We start from the raw sequence: 18474 nt of genomic DNA, 5'->3' as shown, positions 1-18474 counted from the left end.
GATATACACAGATCTATTGTATGCTGATTGAGATAGTTGTAAAAAACGATTTATTCATCAACGTTCTGATATTCAGTACGTCCGCATTTTCGCTGGGTGTACTGAATTATCTTAATTGCTGAATAACCTGGATATGTTTTGTCTGACCTCCGGTTGAAAAAAGGTTTTCTCATGCATGATGACTTCCTGTGCCGTGTACTCAGGTAGCTTACTCCGAAGGTACTGAGTCAGATGAGTCTTTAACGTGACAAGTGATGTTCGTGGTTTTTTGACCAGATCCCTGGCTCTGGACAATGCGGCCTCTACAACTTGTTCCCTTGGGTAAACCGGAAAGGGAATGCCTCGCTGCCTCAGCTCTTCACCTCGATAATTATTACCCAACATCAATATCTCTTGTCCCAGAGCCAATCCTAATTTCTCCGGTACGATCAGTGTTCCTCCCATACCGGGAGTAAAGCCGTATTTCATGAAATTGGCGGTATAAATGCTTTCCTGACTCATAATGACAAAGTCGGCAAACAGCCCCATCACCAAGCCACCTCCGACGGCGTGCCCTTGCATAGCGGAAATAACGGGAATCGGACATTCCAGAGGTAAGCTATAAATATTGGTATCAGTAAATTTTCCTTTTCCCTCTTGTAACGCGAACAGGTCTTCCTGCGTTCCCCCTGTAGCAAAATAGCTGTCGTAACCTGTCAGGATGACTGCTTTATAGTGGTCTGATGTTTCAATATGCTTAAATACCTGGATTAGCTCGTAGACCAATGCTCGGGAGAATGTATTTTTGTGGATTTTGTCCTGCATTTTTACATACACAATTCCCGGTTCTATTTCTTGAAAATCAACAACATTTGTGGCCATTGCTTTATTCCTCCCAAGGATATTTCCCCGTTTGGATATAACGGGAGATTTTATTGAGATTCTCTTGATCGGAAAAAATTTCCACATTCAAGGCGAGAGCTGCCGGTTTCTGATCGCGAGTGAGAGTAACCAGCTCGCTCATGTATGATTTGTAACGTGTAATGGCACGCTTCGATAAACAGTTAAGCCGTTGTATGTGCTTCTTGAGGATCAGGTCGCTGTCGTTACCATAATCGTCGACTAAACCCCAGCGGTAAGCTTGCTCTGCTGACACCGGTTTTGTCATTAGCGTCATGTAATGCGCTTTTTGTTTTCCTATTTTGTGCACCAGAAAAGGAAGTACACAGGCAGGCAGCAAACCGAACAACATTTCAGATAAACTGAACAGGGCCCGGGTGTCCGCAATAACGATATCGCTGGCGGCAACGAAACCGATTCCTCCTGCGTTGGCTTTGCCTCTGACATGGGCGATGCTGATGTAAGGCCCACTCATCATATCCTGCCAGACTTCATACAATATCTCTGGGTCCTGAGGGCGGCCACCACTGCTATTTCCGGCAATATTACCTTGTTCTATGGCGTGTAAATCGGCACCAAAGCAAAAGACTTCGGGTAATCCTTCAACGACTAATATGCTGATGCTATCGCGGTATTGCCGGATAACCTCCCGGCACTCTATCGCAAAGTTTTCATTGATGGTGTTATTGGCTTCAGGTCGATGTATCTGCAGGTATAGCACCGGACCTTCCTGCCTCAAGCGGATTGTTTGGTAAAATGCCATCGTCAGACCCACTCATATTCACGGTGAAATTCGTTGATTCGGCTTAGTACGAGATGATGGGTGTTCTGAGGGCCTGAATGGATTTGAGGAAAGAGACTCAGATCCAGCGTGACATTTTTAGTACCGAAGCGGACTCCATGGTTGCCGTAAAGCAACGCATCATATTCACCCATTGTGAGTTCACGACGTCTGTCAAGATGAGCGCCAATGTCCATTTGTCTGACACGCCGGCAGCCTTCAGGAGTCACGACACCGCTGAAAAACTCTGAGCAGCATCCCGAACCGTAGGAAAAGCACCCAATCCGTTGTGGTGACTGAATATCCGCATTGGATAAGGTACTGAGTAGAGAAAGGGCTAATGTTGCCCCCATGATATTGCCGACCCGTTGACAATAATTCAGACCGGGAGCCACGCGACGGTTAAAATCGGCTTCCGTATCCTGCGGCGTAGCGCGTACCATTTTACGCATCATGTTGCGGTGAGCGCCTTTGACCATTCCACCAAAAGGCGTATGAAATGCCAGATAACCAAAGGTATTGACATAATCAATGCCGGCAACGCGTTTTTCGTACTCCAGATAGGCTTTTTCACAACATTCCAGATAAGCCAGTAATGACAGGTCGGAATCACCGGTTTCTTTATCCGGGACTGGCCTACAGGTATCCATTACTTCATAACCGTAATAGCCGTTTGCCCCCGCATCGATCTGAAAAACGTGAGGGGTGTCGCTGACCAGCATGGCAATAGCGCCGGAGCCACCGCTTGGCTCGGCAAAAGACCAGTCCTGGCTGGTATGGTCGCTATTTTCTTCTTCCAGAATGAATCGCGTCATATCGGTGGCAATAACCAACGCTTTACTGCCGGGAGATGTCTGGGAGAGGATGGTATTGATAGCCATTTGCAAACCGGCGACGCCGGAGTAACAGGCTGTTTTCAGTTCGAACAACCGACAGTTTCGCTTTAGCCCCAGATAGTGGTGAACATAGGTACTGATTGACTTGCCGAAGTCGATTCCCGATTCTGTACAGGTGATCAACAATTCAATACTGTTTTTTTCCTGCTCACTTAGCGCATCCAGGAGGGGTTTTGCTGCATTGACGGCAAAGCTGACGGGATCTTCACAAGGCAAACTCACCGTTTTTTGCTTCATCAAGAGATTGTCAAAACGGGACATATCCAGCCGGCGGTGCTGCGCCAGCTCTCTGACATTAATGTAGCTTGTACCACAAAACGCGTTTATCGCTTCAATTCCAACGGAAATCATAAGGTCCCTCTTACGCTAAATTAGGTAAACGCTATTGGTTGACGTGCTCCCAAACAACACAGGTATTAATGCCGCCGAAACCGAAGGCGTTATTCAATGCGATGTTGATGTCCTGGCGTTGAGCATGTTGCCCGACAAAACGGCATTCATTGTTGATGGGGGTTTCCAGGTTCAGATTGGGATGGAGAAAGCGTTCTCTCATTTGAACCAATGTGGCTACCGCTTCTACCGCGGCGGCGGCGTACAGACAGTGCCCCGTGAGGCTTTTGGTTGAGTTAAGCCAAATCTGGCGATGATAAGGGCCAAAAACGTGCTTGATGGCGGCGATTTCAGTTTCATCTCCCATCAGTGAACTGGTGCCATGCGTATTGATATAGTCGACAGAATCATAGGCACAACCCGCAGCCTGCAATGCCTGTGCCATTACCCGGGATTCGCCTTCACAACTTGGATTGCTACCTCGATTGGCATCCAGACAGATACTGCCGCCGAGGATGCGTCCCCAAATTGGTGCGTGGCGTTTACGCGCGCTTTGTTCATTTTCCAGCAGCAGACAGGCACACCCCTGACCGTAAACAAACCCTTTTCGCTGTTGGTCAAAGGGGCGACAGAGCTGTGTTGGATCACCCGAATCGCTTTCAGCCAGCAAAGCGCCGCTGTTTTTGAATGCCTGTACCTCCGGGGGAGATAAATCCGCCATTGCTCCGACTACCAGGCAAGACTGAGTGATTCCCGATGCGACTTGTCGGTATGCCTGGATAATGCCGGCGTTTCCGCTGGCCGACGCGCCGCCAACGGTGCAGCCTTCTCCACGGATAGTGAAGAGCTCGCTGAGCAAACCTAACTGGTTGGTGTCCATGAAGTACAGTGCGTAGCTGGCAGGAACAAACTCAGGTTGGTCGGTGAAGGATTGCCGGACTTGATACTGATATTTTTGCTCGATGTTGTGTCCGGCAATGATGATGCCTCTTTGCTCTGGCGGGTAAGGACATTCGTCGGCAAAGGCAGAACGCCAGGCTTCAAGTGCCGTAGCGAGCGATATCTGGGCGCTCAGCGGTACTCTGGCACCCAGGCGTAAAGCATCGTTCAGCGTTTCCTGAGTGAGCGATAAAGACGTTAATGCGGCTTTATAGTTGTAATCAGACAGGCTTGCCTTGATTTCTGGGTATTCGCCGGCATGCCTGCTGATTCCACTGATACCTGTTTTCAATGATTGGGTAAAAGCGGGTATTCCGATTCCATTCGCCGCGGCTATGCCTAAGCCGGTCACAACGACATTGTGCATCATACGCATCCTGCTTTGATTCACTGAAAGGCCATCTTCGCCAGAAGATCTGCATAGTTTGGATGGCTACTGCGCTTTAGCGTGCAAGAAATCTACTAATTCTCCGATGTTTTTGAGATCGCCGGCTTCATGGAGAGGGAATATGAGATCGAGGGTTTCCATACTGGAGAGCAGAATATCCGCCCGGTCAATTGAATTGGCCCCCAAGTCCTTCATGCTCCGCTCCGGCGTAATGGTACTGGTATCCAGATAAGGGAGGATTTCCAGTAAGTTATGCACGATAATATTGAAAATATCTTCCTTACTCTTGTAGCTCATGTGGTGCTCCTTACTTGTGCATGACTGACTTAAATAAAAATAACTACAGATAGAAAAAATTATCTAAAAATAAAATCACTATTACCTAAAGAAAATTATCGACGAGTAATGAAACACAAAAGATTAACTGATTATTTTGATTGTTCGTCTCTGTGCTTATACCTGTCATGTTGCGATAAACAGAATCTGTTGGTTATTACTGATAACCTTATGTAATTACTTTATTAAACATTATAATTATAGAGAAGCTGTGTTACCGGGTTCCTGTAATCTAAATTACTTTTTATATGGCTATTTTCATTATAATAAATGAGCGTGACTTTATCTATTTAACTTATGTGTAACTTACGGGCAACTCTATATCAGTGAAGAAAGCGGTGTCAATCAGTGTTCTTGATAATAAAAGCGAGACGTTGATTTTTATAATTTTCGTACTCAACAATTCCTCATATCTTCATCTGCTCCTTACCGGGAAATAGGCCGATGGTTGCTGTAAAGTACTGAGCTTTTCGGTAGCTACAGGCTGTAGTAGCAACCCATAGCAGAAAATTCACGACAGATATGTCGTTGATGTGTAGTGATTTAATGTTATATCGGCATGTTTTTGTATTGGGCACCGTACGATGGAGAAGGTTTTGCGTGCCGTTCGGCATCACTCAGCCCGTCTGGAAATATATTTTTTGTGATGGCTAAAATTGTTCAATTCAGCTTGTTATACCCCGAATTTTATTGCTGTTTGTAGCCATTACTTCTCTGTTTTTTTTGATTAAAAACGATTTTTTTAATGGTTGAAATGATTTGAAATAATTTTCCTATTGAGAGTAAAACATATCTGTAACACGCTGATAACGGATGTATGTGCTTTGTATTTAATAACCTGTTGACTCGTTTCACACCCAGTTTTTCCTTTTTTTTCCGGGTTTTCTTTTGGTTTCCCAATATCGGAATTAATCTTTTCTTGGGGTGTGAATAGCTGGTTTTTTATTGTTGTTTATCAATAGCGAAACTTTCAGGGACGAAGATTTCGGGATTTAACCAAAATTGTTTAAGCATATTGGTGACAAGGAGGTCGTGATGTCGAAGTACATGTTAAATAATAGCCATCTTATTATTTCCGGGCACATAGTATCGAGTGAACCCATCCTGCCCGCGATGGGATACCTTCATTTTGTCGCAGCCTCGCTTCTGGATAACAAGCAAAGTCATCATCAGATTTCTCTTTATCCTTTGCAGGTAAAAGATGCGGTATGGTTTGCACCCCTTACGATTGCGGCGGGCGAATGTCAGGTTAATGTTCATCTGGATACCGAGGGAGAGGGCATAACCTATTGGGTCACATCCACGGTGCCGGGAAAAGCGACAAAACGTCATGCGACAGGTGTTGTTTTTTCAGGTTTAAACAATGGACCTGATTTAATTAAAAAACCGGCGACCCATCATGCCGAAGAACCTGTTTTTCGTCTTCCTGATACGTCATCTCACGCTTTCACTCACCGACTGAACCGCGATGAAATTTACCGTTTGTTTCTGGCCGGCGGAATCAACTATGGGGAACCGTTTCAGTGTCTGGACGCGTTTCACTATAGCCAGGATCTGTTTTGGGGGCGGATCGTGGCTGATGAGGCGAATCTGACGGATCTTCCTTCACCTTACATACTCGATGCTGCAATCCAAACAGTCTTGCTTGGCGCCAGGGAAAGCCGACTACCCAATCATCAACATCAGATTTATGTCCCTTTCTCGTTGGAAAATATCGTCATTCATACACAGTTAACGCCAACGTGCGACGTATTTGTCGTACCCAGACAGCCTGTTTCAGACACCACCGAGACGCGCGTTTTTGATGTGTTCTTAGCTAATGAGTCGGGAGAGATAGTGGTGGAAATGCATGGGGTACATATTCGCTCATATCAACGCGTCGGGTCGTATGAGCAGGCTGTAGGAGTAGAAAAAGTCGAACAACCGGCCGGCCAACCGAATATTGGTCAGCCAAATCAAACAACGCGTATCGCCGGGCAATCATGGGCTATTGCCGCAACCTTTACTGCGGAACCGATCGCAGAACCTTTGCAGGCATGGTTCTCTCGGCTGAACTGGCAGGATCAGATTCACTTTGCGCCATACAACCAGGTTTATCAGGCGCTTCTTGGCCAACAAAGTGTATTCGCTGCGAATACTGACGGCGTCAATGCGATTATCTGTCGGTTAGACGATCTGGTTGCTAACGGAACGAGAACAGCCCCTACCAGAAAAAATGGGTTACCTAAGGTTTCTTCGGCGCAAATTGAGCGGCATTTGACGGATTGTGAACGCTTTGTACTGCCTAACGGTATGGAGATAGCACATCTTAAATCGTATGAAACCAGCTATCTCTATGAAGAGATTTTCGTAGAGAAAACATACGTGAAGCACGGCATTTCTTTTGAGCCGGGAGAGGTGATAGTCGATATTGGCGGCAACATCGGCATGTTCTCTCTGTTTGCTGCCACTCAATGTCCTGATTTACGTATTTTTTCTTGCGAACCTTCGCCGATTTCTTACGAGATTCTCCGAAAGAACCTTGCATTGTATGCACCTCAGGCGAAAGCATTGCAAGCCGGTATTGCCGATAAGGACGGCGAAGCCGAGTTTGTTTTTTACCCGAACGCTTCGGTTTGGTCAGGGTTTCATACCGATGAAACAGAAGATGGCGAAGCGCTGAAAAAATCGATGGAAAATGAGGTAACCAAGCGTTTCAGCGATACCGATAGTGAAGCCATTCGGGATCATCTGGATGACATGATCGGTGATCGTCTGCAAAAACAAACCTATCAGGTCAGGATGCGCTCGTTAGCCAGTATTATGCAAGAGCATCATATTGAGACGATTGGTTTGCTGAAAGTGGATGCTGAAAAATGCGAATGGGACATTCTCAGTAGCATTACCGATGAAATATGGCCGAATATTCGTCAGGTTGTCGTTGAGGTTCATGATAAAGAAGGTACGACAGCGAATAAGATAGCCCAATTGCTGCGGGATAAAGGCTTTGAATTGGCGACGGTTGAAGAGGAGATGCTGAAGTCTTCAGGTTTAGCCAATTTTTATGCCAGGCGCCCTGTCGCCGATACGGATAATCAGCATCGCCTGACGTCATTTGAGCAGGCGATCAGCGATAACGTTAAGGAATTGCTGACGCTGGTCAGAGAAACGCAACATAGCCGCCGGGGGCCTACGCTCTTCGTGCTGTGCCCGCCGTCTCCTGAGATGAAAGTGCGGTTTTCTGCCGAGTTGCTCAACAACATACCTCAGATGATGCAACAAATTCTGGGGGATAAGACGGACATTATCGGCATTGATCTGAACAGCGAGTTGGCAGCCGCTTATGATGTCACCGAATATCACGATGCCGTTCGTGACGAGATGGGGCACATTCCTTATATACCCGCGTTTTTTGACGTCATCGCATCGGTGCTGGTTCGTCACATCCATGCCTTCCGGCGTTCCCCTTATAAAGTGATCGCCCTTGATTGCGATAACACGCTTTGGTCCGGCGTGGTGGGTGAACTGGGGGCCGAAGGCGTCGAAATCGATTCGAATTATCGTGCGTTGCAACAGTTCATGTTACGGCAGAAAGAGCAGGGCATGCTGTTATGTCTGGTGAGCAAGAATAATCATGAGGATGTCAGACACGTATTCGATAGTCGTGACGACATGATTTTGCAGTGGGATGATTTTGTTGATACCCAAATCAACTGGAATGCCAAGTCCGCTAATCTTCAACATCTGGCAAAAACACTCAACCTTGGCCTGGATAGCTTTGTTTTTCTTGATGATAGCCCGATCGAATGTGCAGAGGTCTCTGCCGGCTGCCCACAGGTATTAAGTTTACGCCTGCCTGATAATAGCGACGACATTCCGGGATTTCTTGCTCATGTCTGGGCCTTTGATCAGGGACGACACCGAACGAATGAAGACACGAAACGTACGCATATGTATCAGGAGCAGGTTCAGCGTGAAGCGTTTCGTCAGAGTGTATTCAGCATGGAAGCATTCATTCGTGGGCTGGCGCTTGACATTACCATCGAGCCGGCGACACCGGATCAGGCGGAAAGATTGTCTCAACTGACGCATCGCACCAATCAGTTTAACTTTGCCAAAGCGCCATACTCCGTTGCCGATATCGTTGCCAAAATTCAAAGTCCGGAACAGGGTTGTCTGAGCATTCGTGTCGCCGATCGATTCGGTGATTATGGTGTTTGCGGTTTGTGCTTGTTCTCCGAGCGGGAAACGGTGTTATCGGTTGATGGGGGATTGATCAGTTGCCGCGTACTGGGGCGTGGTGTTGAATATCAGATGTTGAATGCCCTTGGGCGACAAGCGCTGGAACGGAAGAAGGCGATCGTTGAAATCCGATTTGTGGCCAGTGATAAAAACAAGCCGGCTGAAAATTTCCTGCGCAGTATCAAGGCCATCACGTATGTACCTGAATCTTCCAGTGTAGGGATTTACACCATACCCGCTGCCGTCCTGGCCGAATTGGTTTTTACTCCATCATCACAACCTATTGATTCGACTGATCATGCTCAATCTGAATCTGAAGCGGCTCCGCAGCAATGGTTGCTGCCGGCAGACACGAGCCTGATGCAGCAAATCGCTGATCATCGCGGACGATTACCGGTTCTCCGGTCGGCGTCGGAGCAGGGTTCGGCAGCGTATCTACAGGCAGAACAAGAGAAAGTGTCGCAACCCGTCGTTACCGACGAAGACGCCATCCTGAATTATATCAACATCGTTGTCGTGAAGAATCTGCGGGAATGCCTGAAGAAAACGGTTGATATCGACGAAGCTAAAGCATTTTCCGAATATGGCGTTGACTCCTTCGCGGCAATTAATCTGGTGGTAAAACTGAACGGTGCGTTTGCGATAAAACTTCCCAGTACCGTGCTTTTCGATTATGGCTGCGTGAATGATTTACGCCGTTATCTGATGGCAAATTATCAGCATGACATTGTGACGCGTATGCAGTCGGAATGGCCGGTCGTTGATACGCCGGATGACGCGGCGCCAGGCAGAGAAGACAGCCCGACAAGACAGAGCGCGCACAAAACCGATGCGGCCCCCAAGATGGCACGGCACATCTATGAGGGGGATGTCTATGAGGGGGATATCGCCGTCATCGGTATGTCCGCACGTTTCCCCGGCGTGGCGAATGTTGATGCGTTCTGGTCTTTGTTGCTGGAGGGCGGCACCTGTATTTCCGACGTGCCGGCAACGCGCTGGAATATCGCCGACTATTTTGATGAAGACCGCACGAAACCCAATAAAACCTATGGCCGATGGGGCGGTTTTATTGAGGATATTGATCAGTTCGATGCGTCTTTTTTCGGTATTTCCGGCAAAGAAGCCCGGCAAATGGACCCTCAGCAACGTCTGTTTTTACAGGAAAGCTGGCACGCGCTGGAGGATGCAGGGTATGCCAACCGTGAAATAAAAGACAAAAAATGGGCTGTTTATGCCGGTGCCGATGCCGGCGACTATCAGGTTAATCTACGACAGCATGGTATCCCGCTGGATGCCTCCTCATTTATGGGGAACGATTCATCGATCCTGGCCGCCCGCATTGCCTATTTTATGGACATGAAAGGCCCGGCGATGGCGATCGATACCGCCTCTTCATCGTCCTTGGCAGCCGTACATTTGGCGTGTGAAAGCCTGAGAAACGGCGCTGTGGACATGGCTATTGCCGGGGGCGTATCAATCCATACTACCGCCAACTTCCACATTTTGTGCGCGAAAGCCGGGATGTTATCGGCCGATGGGCGTTGTAAGCCGTTTGATCACCGGGCTGATGGTTTTGTGCCGGGCGAGGCGGTGGGGATCGTGATCCTCAAGCGGTTGCAGGATGCCATTGACGATAAAGACCACATTTACAGTGTGATCAAAGGGTCGGCCATGAATCAGGACGGTAAGACGAACGGGATTACCGCGCCAAGCAGCCGTTCGCAGACCGATTTGATTTGCCAGGTATACGATGCGTTGCACCTCAGTGCTGATGAGTTGACCTATATTGAGGCGCACGGTACCGGTACGAAGCTGGGTGATCCCATCGAGATTACGGCTCTAACCGATGCCTTCCGCAGACAGACGCCGCGAACCGGTTTTTGTGCGATTGGATCGGTAAAAAGTAACATCGGCCATTGTGTCCATGCTTCCGGCGTCAGCGCGCTGATCAAACTGCTGTTGTCTTTCAAGCACCGCAAGCTGGCTCCCAGCGTGAACTTTGAAAAGCCGAATCCGCTGATTCCCTTTGAAGACACGCCCTTTGTCGTCAATACCCAGGTGCAGGACTGGCAACCGAACGCCCAGGGAAGACGAATAGCCGCAGTCAGCTCTTTTGGTTTTAGCGGCACCAATGTCCACATGGTGCTTGAAGAATTCCGGCCTGCAGACGTGTCGCCGGTGGGTGCTCCCCTGGAATCGAATGCTGAGCCGGCGTTATTACTGCTTTCTGCCAGAAGCGAGGCGCAATTGCATGACCTGGCCCGGCAACTCAACGCCTATATTCAGCAACACCCGCATCTGACCGGCAGTGAGTTAAAAGACATTGCTTATACGTTACAACTGGGGCGTGAATCTTTAGGCCATCGCCTGGCTATTGCCGGAAGAAGTGATGCAGAGATACTCACCGGGCTGAATGATTATCTGAACCGGAATACGTTTGCTCAAAGTTACCTTACCGGCACGGTTACACAAGGAGAGAAAAACAAGGGCAACAGCAAGCGGCAGCAGGCGGAAATCGAGGCTTTTATTCAGCAGCGTGATTTACGCGGGCTGGCGGGGCAATGGCTCGAAGGTCGGCAAATCGACTGGACTGCATGGTATCAGGCTCCGCGCCAACGTGTGGCAGGCTTGCCGCTTTATCCGTTCGAGCAAGAACGGTACTGGTTACCTGATGACAATGGCGATTCGACGCCGGTCAGCAGCAATCATGGCTCTGTCCCGTCTGTCCCGTCTGTCGCCGTGACGCCGACAAGCGCAACGTTATCCTCAACAAACGCAGCGGTCGGCCACACATCCGCGGAGCGCACCGAAGGCAAGCGGGTGCTGGCTTCTTTGCAGACATTCCAGGCGGAGTCATTTCAGGTTTCGAGCCTAAATGCGCCGCACTCTCCCTTTCATTTAACGGATGAAGGCCAGGGAATATTTTGTCTTCAACTGCATGACGCTGATGGCTACTTGCCGGAAGAGGAGGCTTCGGAAACGGCTCGGCTCAGTCAGCTTCTCCATCTATTCAATGAAATAAAAAGCAGAAAAGACATCAGCGTGTTGTTACTCAGCGGGGGAGAACACCGTTTTCTGCCCGCCCTTGAAGACGATGCCACGCTGTTTTGGCAACAAGCACTGTATCGTGCCGTTCTGGAATTGCCTTTTCCCGTGATTGCCTCTGTGCCCGGGGATTGCAAAGGCTACGCGTGGTTGTTTGTCTGCCTGTGCGATTTTGCCGTCTTGAGCACCACTGGCCGCTATCAGTATGTCAGCCGCAAACAAGTGGTATCGCAGCAGTTATATCATCTGCTGAGCGAGCGTTTTTCGCCCGCCGCGGCGCAGATATTGTTGACGGATTGGCGGGGAATTGAAGGGCGTCATCTGAAAGAACTGGGGGTGTTGATGCCGGTTTTCCCATCGGCGGAAGTGGCCGGGGAAAGTCTGAAGCTGGCGCAGGAGTTGGCGACGGTACCCAGAGAGGCGTTGGTTCAATTAAAGCGGCATTTAGCCGCCGGGTTGACTCGTCAGTCCGTTGCGCTGGCCGAAAGCCCCGTTGCTTTTGCCGTCGGGAATGCCGCACCCGAAACCGATGAATTCGTGGTTCTGACGGAAGACAAGTTACAGGCATTTGAGGCCGGGCAATTAGAGTTACCGCCGGGCGAGCCGCGCAAGGTGGCACTCAATTCTCCGGTTATCGATGCGGAAGTCTATGACAATGGCGTTTTGCTGGTTCGGCTATGTGAGCGGGAAAGTCGTAATAAGTTCTCGAAAGCGTTTGTTGCCGGTTTTGACGAGGTCTTTGCGCATATTCGCCACAATCAACGCTATAAGGTGGTCGTGCTGACCGGGTATGGCCACTATTTTGCCAGCGGCGGTACGCTGGAAACGTTGCAGGCGATCCAAAAGGGAAGCGCCAGGTTTACCGATGAGAAAATCTTTGCCTTACCGCTGGAGTGCGATATCCCGGTGATTGCCGCCATGCAGGGGCACGGTATTGGCCCTGGCTGGGCTGTGGGCATGTTCTGTGATGAGGCGGTTTTCAGTCAGGAAAGCGTCTATTACAGTCCTTATATGCGCTACGGATTCACGCCGGGAGCCGGGTCAACCCTGATTCTTCCCCGTCGTCTGGGGTTGGATCTCGCCAGAGAGGTTCTGTTTACCGCCAGAGAGTATAAGGGGGGCGAGCTTCAGGCTCGTGGGCTCAAAAACCCGGTTCTTGAACGAGCTCAGGTATTGCCATTCGCTCTGGCTGCGGCCAATGCGCTGGCGCGGATGCCTCGCGATGAGCTGGTTGCCTGGAAAACACAACGTGCACAGCACATCAGAAATCAGGTTGAAGCAAACTATGCGCTGGAACTGCAGATGCATGAGCATACATTTGTCGGCAATCAGGACGTGCTGGCGCGTATCCAGCAGCATTTTAATCAGGGGATGTCCGGTCACGTCAGTGCTCAGGATCCGGCCGACCGTCGGAAGGTATCTGTGGGTGAAAACACGAAAGCGGCGGGTTCAGTGGGGGCGGTGCAGCAAGAACATGGCAATAACGTGGTCTTTGAACAGGTTTACAGCCTGTTACGCCGTATGCTGGCGGATGAGTTGCAAATCAAAATTGAACACATTGACGGCGAACAGCCCTTTGTTGACCTGGGACTGGATTCCATCACCGGCGTCACCTGGATTAGAAAGATTAACGCGGAATACGGCCTGACACTCAATGCCGCCGAGGTGTACAGCTACCCTAATCTGAGCGTTTTTACCGGGCTGGTTGTTAGCGAAGCTGCGCGGCACACGGTAGCGGGTGACGGTCAAGCCGGCGGGGCGGAGAGGACTTCCGGTCTGGCCTTGGCTCCGGTAGCGGAAGTGGTCGGTAACGCCAGCGAAGCTCGGGAAGGCACGGCTGACTCTCGAAAAAACACCAACGCTCCCGCCGCGAGCATGTTGGCGTTTTTAAGCCAAACATTGTCTCAGGAACTGCAGATTAAACCTCAGGCGATCGATCCGACGGTGGCGTTTGTCGATTTAGGATTGGATTCGATAACCGGCGTCACCTGGATCAGAAAGATCAACCAACACTATGGGTTGAACCTGAATGCCGCCGACGTATACAGCTATCCGACGTTACAAGAATTCGCCGTGCTGGTTCAGCGTTATTCGAGAGAGGATAGCGCCTCGACGCCTGATTCTGAGGCAACTGGCGACGCCACCGTGACGTTGCCGGCGAATTCTGACGCGCAGGAGGGGGGAACCGGTCTGTATCAGACATCGGTCGCGAGCGCCGAACAGACGCCTTCGCCGGCCGCACGTGCCGAGCCGCAGGCAGCAGCAATTCCTGGTACCGCAAACATGCCCGGCATCGCAAACACCGAATCGGTGATAACCCCGTCCCCGGTGGGACGTCAGGCGATTGCTATCGTCGGTATGTCCGGTCAGTTTCCGAAAGCGAAGAATTTGCAGCAGTTCTGGAACAATTTGCGCAAAGGGGAAGATTGTATTTCGGAAGTTCCGCCGGAACGCTGGGCGATCGACGACTTTTTCGATCGTAATCGTAAAACACCCGGCAAAACCTATTCCAAATGGATGGGGGTGCTGGAAGATGCCGATAAATTCGATCCGCTGTTTTTTAATATTTCTCCCCGGGAAGCCGAGATGATGGATCCGCAGCAGCGGGTATTTCTTGAGGCGTGCTGGGGATGTATTGAGGACGCCGGCTACAATCCTGCCGATTTATCCGGCAGTCGATGCGGTGTTTTCGTCGGTTGCGGAGACGGTGACTACGAAGCGCGCTTTGGTATGGAACTCAATGCGCAAACCTTTATGGGAAATGCGATTTCCATTTTAGCGGCAAGAATTGCCTACCATCTGGATTTGCAGGGGCCGAGTCTGGCTATTGATACGGCTTGCTCGTCATCGTTGGTGGCGATTGCCTCGGCCTGCGATAGCCTGGTTCTGGGAAACAGCGATCTGGCGTTGGCCGGCGGGGTTTCCGTGTTGGCCGGCCCCAGTATGCACATCATGACCAGCAAGGCCGGAATGCTGTCGGAAGATGGGCGTTGCTTTACCTTTGATCAGCGAGCTAATGGCTTTGTTCCTGGGGAAGGCGTTGGTGTGGTGCTGTTAAAACGCCTGGAAGATGCGATTAATGATCAGGACGTCATCCACGGTGTGATCAAGGGGTGGGGGGTGAATCAGGATGGTAAAAGTAATGGCATTACCGCCCCGAATGGAAATGCGCAATCTCGCCTGGCGCAGACGGTATACACCGACTTTGGCATCGATCCGGCACAGATTCAGTATGTAGAGACACACGGAACCGGCACCAAACTGGGGGACCCGGTAGAAGTCGTCGGCCTGAAGCAGGCGTTCTCGCCTTTTACCCGAAAAGAAAACTACTGCGCATTGGGATCGGTGAAGAGCAACATCGGCCATACGTTGAGAGCCGCCGGCGTCGCTTCGGTGCTGAAAGTGTTGTTGGCGATGAAGCATCAACAGATTCCGCCCACGTTGCATCATCAGAATCTCAATGAGCACATTGCGCTGGACGGCACACCGTTTTATGTCAACCGGGAGCTCAAAGACTGGACGGTGGCGTCTGGTCAACGGCGTCTGGCGGCCATCAGTTCTTTCGGGTTCAGCGGAACCAATGCCCATATCGTTATTGAGCAATTTCCGGCAGAGGAGGCATCAGTCCGCGAATCCTCCGCTTGGGACATCGCTGCGGGAGAGGCGATGTCTCGCCATCCGGCACTGATCCTGTTATCGGCGAAAAATGATCAGCAGCTCAGACAAATGGCCGCGAATTTGTTGGCCCATGTGGGCGACTATGCGAAGCGGATAACGGCGCAAGGAGAGCGCGCATACCTTCATTCCCTGGCGTATACGCTGCAAACCGGACGTGAAGCGATGAGTGAGCGTCTGGGGTTGGTGGCCCACTCGCTTGATGAATTGCAACGTAAGCTGTCGGCTGTTCTGGCCGGTGAGCAACACACCGTTGACTTGTTCTATCAGGGAAAAAGTAAATCGCATCGTGAAGTGTTATCCGTATTCGATGTCGATGAGGATATGCATGAGCTGGTTCAGGCCTGGGCCAGTAAAGGTAAGTTTGCCAAGCTGCTGGAGATATGGGTAAAAGGCCTCAATATCGATTGGCGCATTCTCTATTCCGCTATGGCGCCGGCATTCAGGCCCAGACGGGTTTCGTTGCCGACATACCCTTTTGCTCGCGAGCGCTATTGGGTCGACCTGCCGAGTACGCCGACGGATCATTTCCGAATAACGTCGGATGAGACGGTTCTCGCTGCGACGACGACGGACGCTTCTGATGCAGCCGTTGCCATTGCCGGTCATCCCGCGTTTTCGCACGGCAATAGCGTGGTGACCGACGAAGCCGTCAACGAGCTGCAACAGACGATGCCGGTTCCGGCGTTAGTGAGTATTCCGGGCGATTTTTCTGCCTATGGGAACATGATGGCCACCGGTGTGATGGCTGCCCAGAAGCAACTCCCCGGACTGTTGTTGCTGGAGTCGGCACGACGTGCCTGGGAACAAGCCGCCCGGCAAAACCGGGCAGCCCCGCCACATGCGGTCGAGTTGAATTACATCCTGTGGGGGCAGCCCGCCCGCGTGCAGGATGCCCTGAACGGCCATATCCAGACGTATATTTCCCGGGAAGAGGATGGCCTCTATTTCCAGTGTGTCACTGAGCAGGCGGGGGAGTCCGTGACGCACAGTTTTGGGCAAATCGCCCTGAATGCCACGGCCGACGGCAGAAGTGACACGCTGGATATTCACACACTGGAAAAACAGCTGGATACGCCACGTAATCATCAGATAACGCATCAAATAAGGCGGATGTTCGATGAAGACGGGATGAGAAATCAGGCGTTGATCGAAAAAGTCGGTTTTGATGGCGAACAACTGCTGGTGACATTCACGTCACTTGCCGAATTGCCCGGTAATCCGAATGCCGCGACTTTCCGGCCGATCCTGTTGACGACCTGCTGGCAGTTACTCTCTGCACTAAACGATTATCGTCATTCCCAGACTGGGCACCACCTGTGGTATCCGTTCTCTCTGGATTCGATCATTGCCTGCGGGCCGGTCACAGGTAGCGTCACCGTACACCTCTCGCCCACACCGGCAGAGCAAGAGCCGTTGATTATCACCGGCGATATTCCAGGGTACGACCTGCGGGTGTACGACGAGTCGGGCGTGCTCGGCCTGTGGCTCAGGAACTTAAAAATAGTGAAAGAAGACGCGTTGCTCTCGCTTGAGCACTCGCAAGCGTGATCGCGCCCGGTGTTGCTGATCGAACAAATTGCTGATCGAACAAATAGTACGGATTGCCAGCACGTTAAAAGGATTTAATGAATGAATATACACGGAAAACGAGTATGCATTATCGGTGGCGGCCCTTACGGCGTGAGTCTCGGTAAGGAACTGAACCAGGCCGGTATTGACTACGATTTGTATGAAGCCGAAGCGGATTTCGGCGGCGTGTGGAATGCCGACAGCCGCTGTGGCCGTACCTATCCGTCGCTGCATCTGATTTCGCCGAAAGTGAATACCCAATATCCGGATTTTCCCATGCCGGAAGACTACCCGCATTATCCCAGCCACAAGCTGATGCATCAGTATGTTTGTGATTATGCGAGAGCGTTCGGGGTGTACGAAAAGGCGCATTTTAATGTTGCCGTTACCCGTATCGAGCCGCAGGACGATGGCTGGCAGGTTGAATTATCGACGGGGGAGCGGAAGTTTTATGCTTTCGTGCTGGTCAGCAACGGGATGCAACGTGAAGCCCGTTATCCCGAGCCGGCCTATCCCGGCCACTTTTCCGGCGATGTCATGCATTCTATCGATTACCGGACACCGGAGCGCATCAAGGGTAAACGGGTATTGATTATCGGCGCGGGTAATTCCGGCTGCGATATTGCGGTCGATGCGGTTCACCATTGTTCGGCGGTGTATCACAGTACTCGCCGAGGTTATTACTATCAGCCTAAATTTATTAATGGCATGCCGACGCCGAGGTGGATGGAAGGGCTGGGCAATAAATTCAACACCCGCGAAGAAACGCTGGCGTATATACAACAGGTTTTTAAGCTTGCCGGTTATGACGGTACGGATTACGGCTTGAAAAAACCGGATTACCCGTTGGATGCCTCCCATCCAATTATGAATTCGCAACTTTTATATTTTATTGGTCATGGCGATATTCACCCCAAAGGGGATGTGCGCGCTTTTTCAGGACAGACGGTGACCTTTGAAGACGGTTCACAGATTGACGTCGATACCATTATTTATGCGACGGGATATAACCGCCATTTTCCGTTTCTGGACAAGCAATATCTGGAAATGAAGCAAGGTATTCCCGATTGTTTCTTACATATTGTCCCCAAAAACTTCGATAACCTGTTGTTTGTTGGTTACATCAACTCCGCCACCGGGCTGGGTGTGTCAGCCCGTTCTCATGGTCTGTTTGTCGTGGACTATCTCAACGCTTATTTCTTACAGGCCAAAGGGCTGCGTGATTTCAGCCGAATGAAAAAAGAACAGCATCCTGACCTGGGCCAGAACTATTACATCGGCTCTTTCCGTCATCAATGGGAAGTTGATCTGTGGAAATTTCTCAAGTTATTGGCGCAGTACCGTGAAGTCCTCAATGGAAGGTAGGAAACGATGACAGGCAAAGAGAACAGAACCCGAGACTTACACGCGTC

At 50.5% G+C, this 18474-nt stretch carries 7 protein-coding genes; 2 read left to right on the top strand and 5 right to left on the bottom strand.

Going from position 1 to position 18474, the window contains the following annotated elements; genetic code table 11:
- Positions 1-111: 111 nt before the first annotated feature.
- From DCH402_RS13310 to DCH402_RS13290, 5 genes are all read right to left on the bottom strand, one after another.
- On the bottom strand, positions 112-861 hold the full coding sequence (locus DCH402_RS13310; RefSeq protein WP_040001567.1) for a polyketide synthase: 750 nt from the start codon (positions 859-861) through the stop codon (positions 112-114).
- A gap of 4 nt (positions 862-865) precedes the next feature.
- A complete protein-coding gene (locus tag DCH402_RS13305; RefSeq protein ID WP_226052022.1) occupies positions 866-1642 on the bottom strand; it encodes an enoyl-CoA hydratase/isomerase in 777 nt (258 codons plus the stop codon).
- 2 nt (positions 1643-1644) lie between these two features.
- Positions 1645-2907 carry a hydroxymethylglutaryl-CoA synthase family protein gene (locus tag DCH402_RS13300; protein ID WP_040001562.1) on the bottom strand — a complete coding sequence of 421 codons (1263 nt, stop codon included), beginning with the start codon at positions 2905-2907 and terminating at the stop codon, positions 1645-1647.
- A gap of 31 nt (positions 2908-2938) precedes the next feature.
- Positions 2939-4195: a beta-ketoacyl synthase N-terminal-like domain-containing protein gene (locus DCH402_RS13295; protein WP_050583310.1), complete on the bottom strand. Its 1257-nt coding sequence runs from the start codon at positions 4193-4195 to the stop codon at positions 2939-2941.
- Between the two features lie 63 nt (positions 4196-4258).
- Entirely contained in the window at positions 4259-4510 is a 252-nt protein-coding gene (locus DCH402_RS13290; protein ID WP_040001558.1) for an acyl carrier protein, read from the bottom strand.
- A gap of 1074 nt (positions 4511-5584) precedes the next feature.
- Between DCH402_RS13290 and DCH402_RS13285 the strand changes: the two genes are divergently transcribed.
- Complete coding sequence (locus tag DCH402_RS13285) at positions 5585-17041, top strand: FkbM family methyltransferase (RefSeq protein WP_040001556.1); 11457 nt, start codon at positions 5585-5587, stop codon at positions 17039-17041.
- 81 nt (positions 17042-17122) lie between these two features.
- Positions 17123-18427: a flavin-containing monooxygenase gene (locus tag DCH402_RS13280; RefSeq protein WP_040001554.1), complete on the top strand. Its 1305-nt coding sequence runs from the start codon at positions 17123-17125 to the stop codon at positions 18425-18427.
- The last annotated feature ends 47 nt before the right edge of the window (positions 18428-18474 follow it).

The sequence above is a fragment of the Dickeya chrysanthemi NCPPB 402 genome, assembly GCF_000406105.1.
GTDB classification, from domain to species: domain Bacteria; phylum Pseudomonadota; class Gammaproteobacteria; order Enterobacterales; family Enterobacteriaceae; genus Dickeya; species Dickeya chrysanthemi.
Note: the sequence above shows the minus strand (reverse complement) of the source record. Positions and strands in the feature narration are given on the sequence as shown.

Excerpts from the sequence above, each read along its gene's own strand:
- DCH402_RS13285 (WP_040001556.1), top strand. The coding sequence starts at position 5,585 with ATGTCGAAGTACATGTTAAATAATAGCCATCTTATTATTTCCGGGCAC.
- DCH402_RS13310 (WP_040001567.1), bottom strand. The coding sequence starts at position 861 with ATGGCCACAAATGTTGTTGATTTTCAAGAAATAGAACCGGGAATTGTG.
- DCH402_RS13300 (WP_040001562.1), bottom strand. The coding sequence starts at position 2,907 with ATGATTTCCGTTGGAATTGAAGCGATAAACGCGTTTTGTGGTACAAGC.
- DCH402_RS13290 (WP_040001558.1), bottom strand. The coding sequence starts at position 4,510 with ATGAGCTACAAGAGTAAGGAAGATATTTTCAATATTATCGTGCATAAC.
- DCH402_RS13305 (WP_226052022.1), bottom strand. The coding sequence starts at position 1,642 with ATGGCATTTTACCAAACAATCCGCTTGAGGCAGGAAGGTCCGGTGCTA.
- DCH402_RS13295 (WP_050583310.1), bottom strand. The coding sequence starts at position 4,195 with ATGATGCACAATGTCGTTGTGACCGGCTTAGGCATAGCCGCGGCGAAT.
- DCH402_RS13280 (WP_040001554.1), top strand. The coding sequence starts at position 17,123 with ATGAATATACACGGAAAACGAGTATGCATTATCGGTGGCGGCCCTTAC.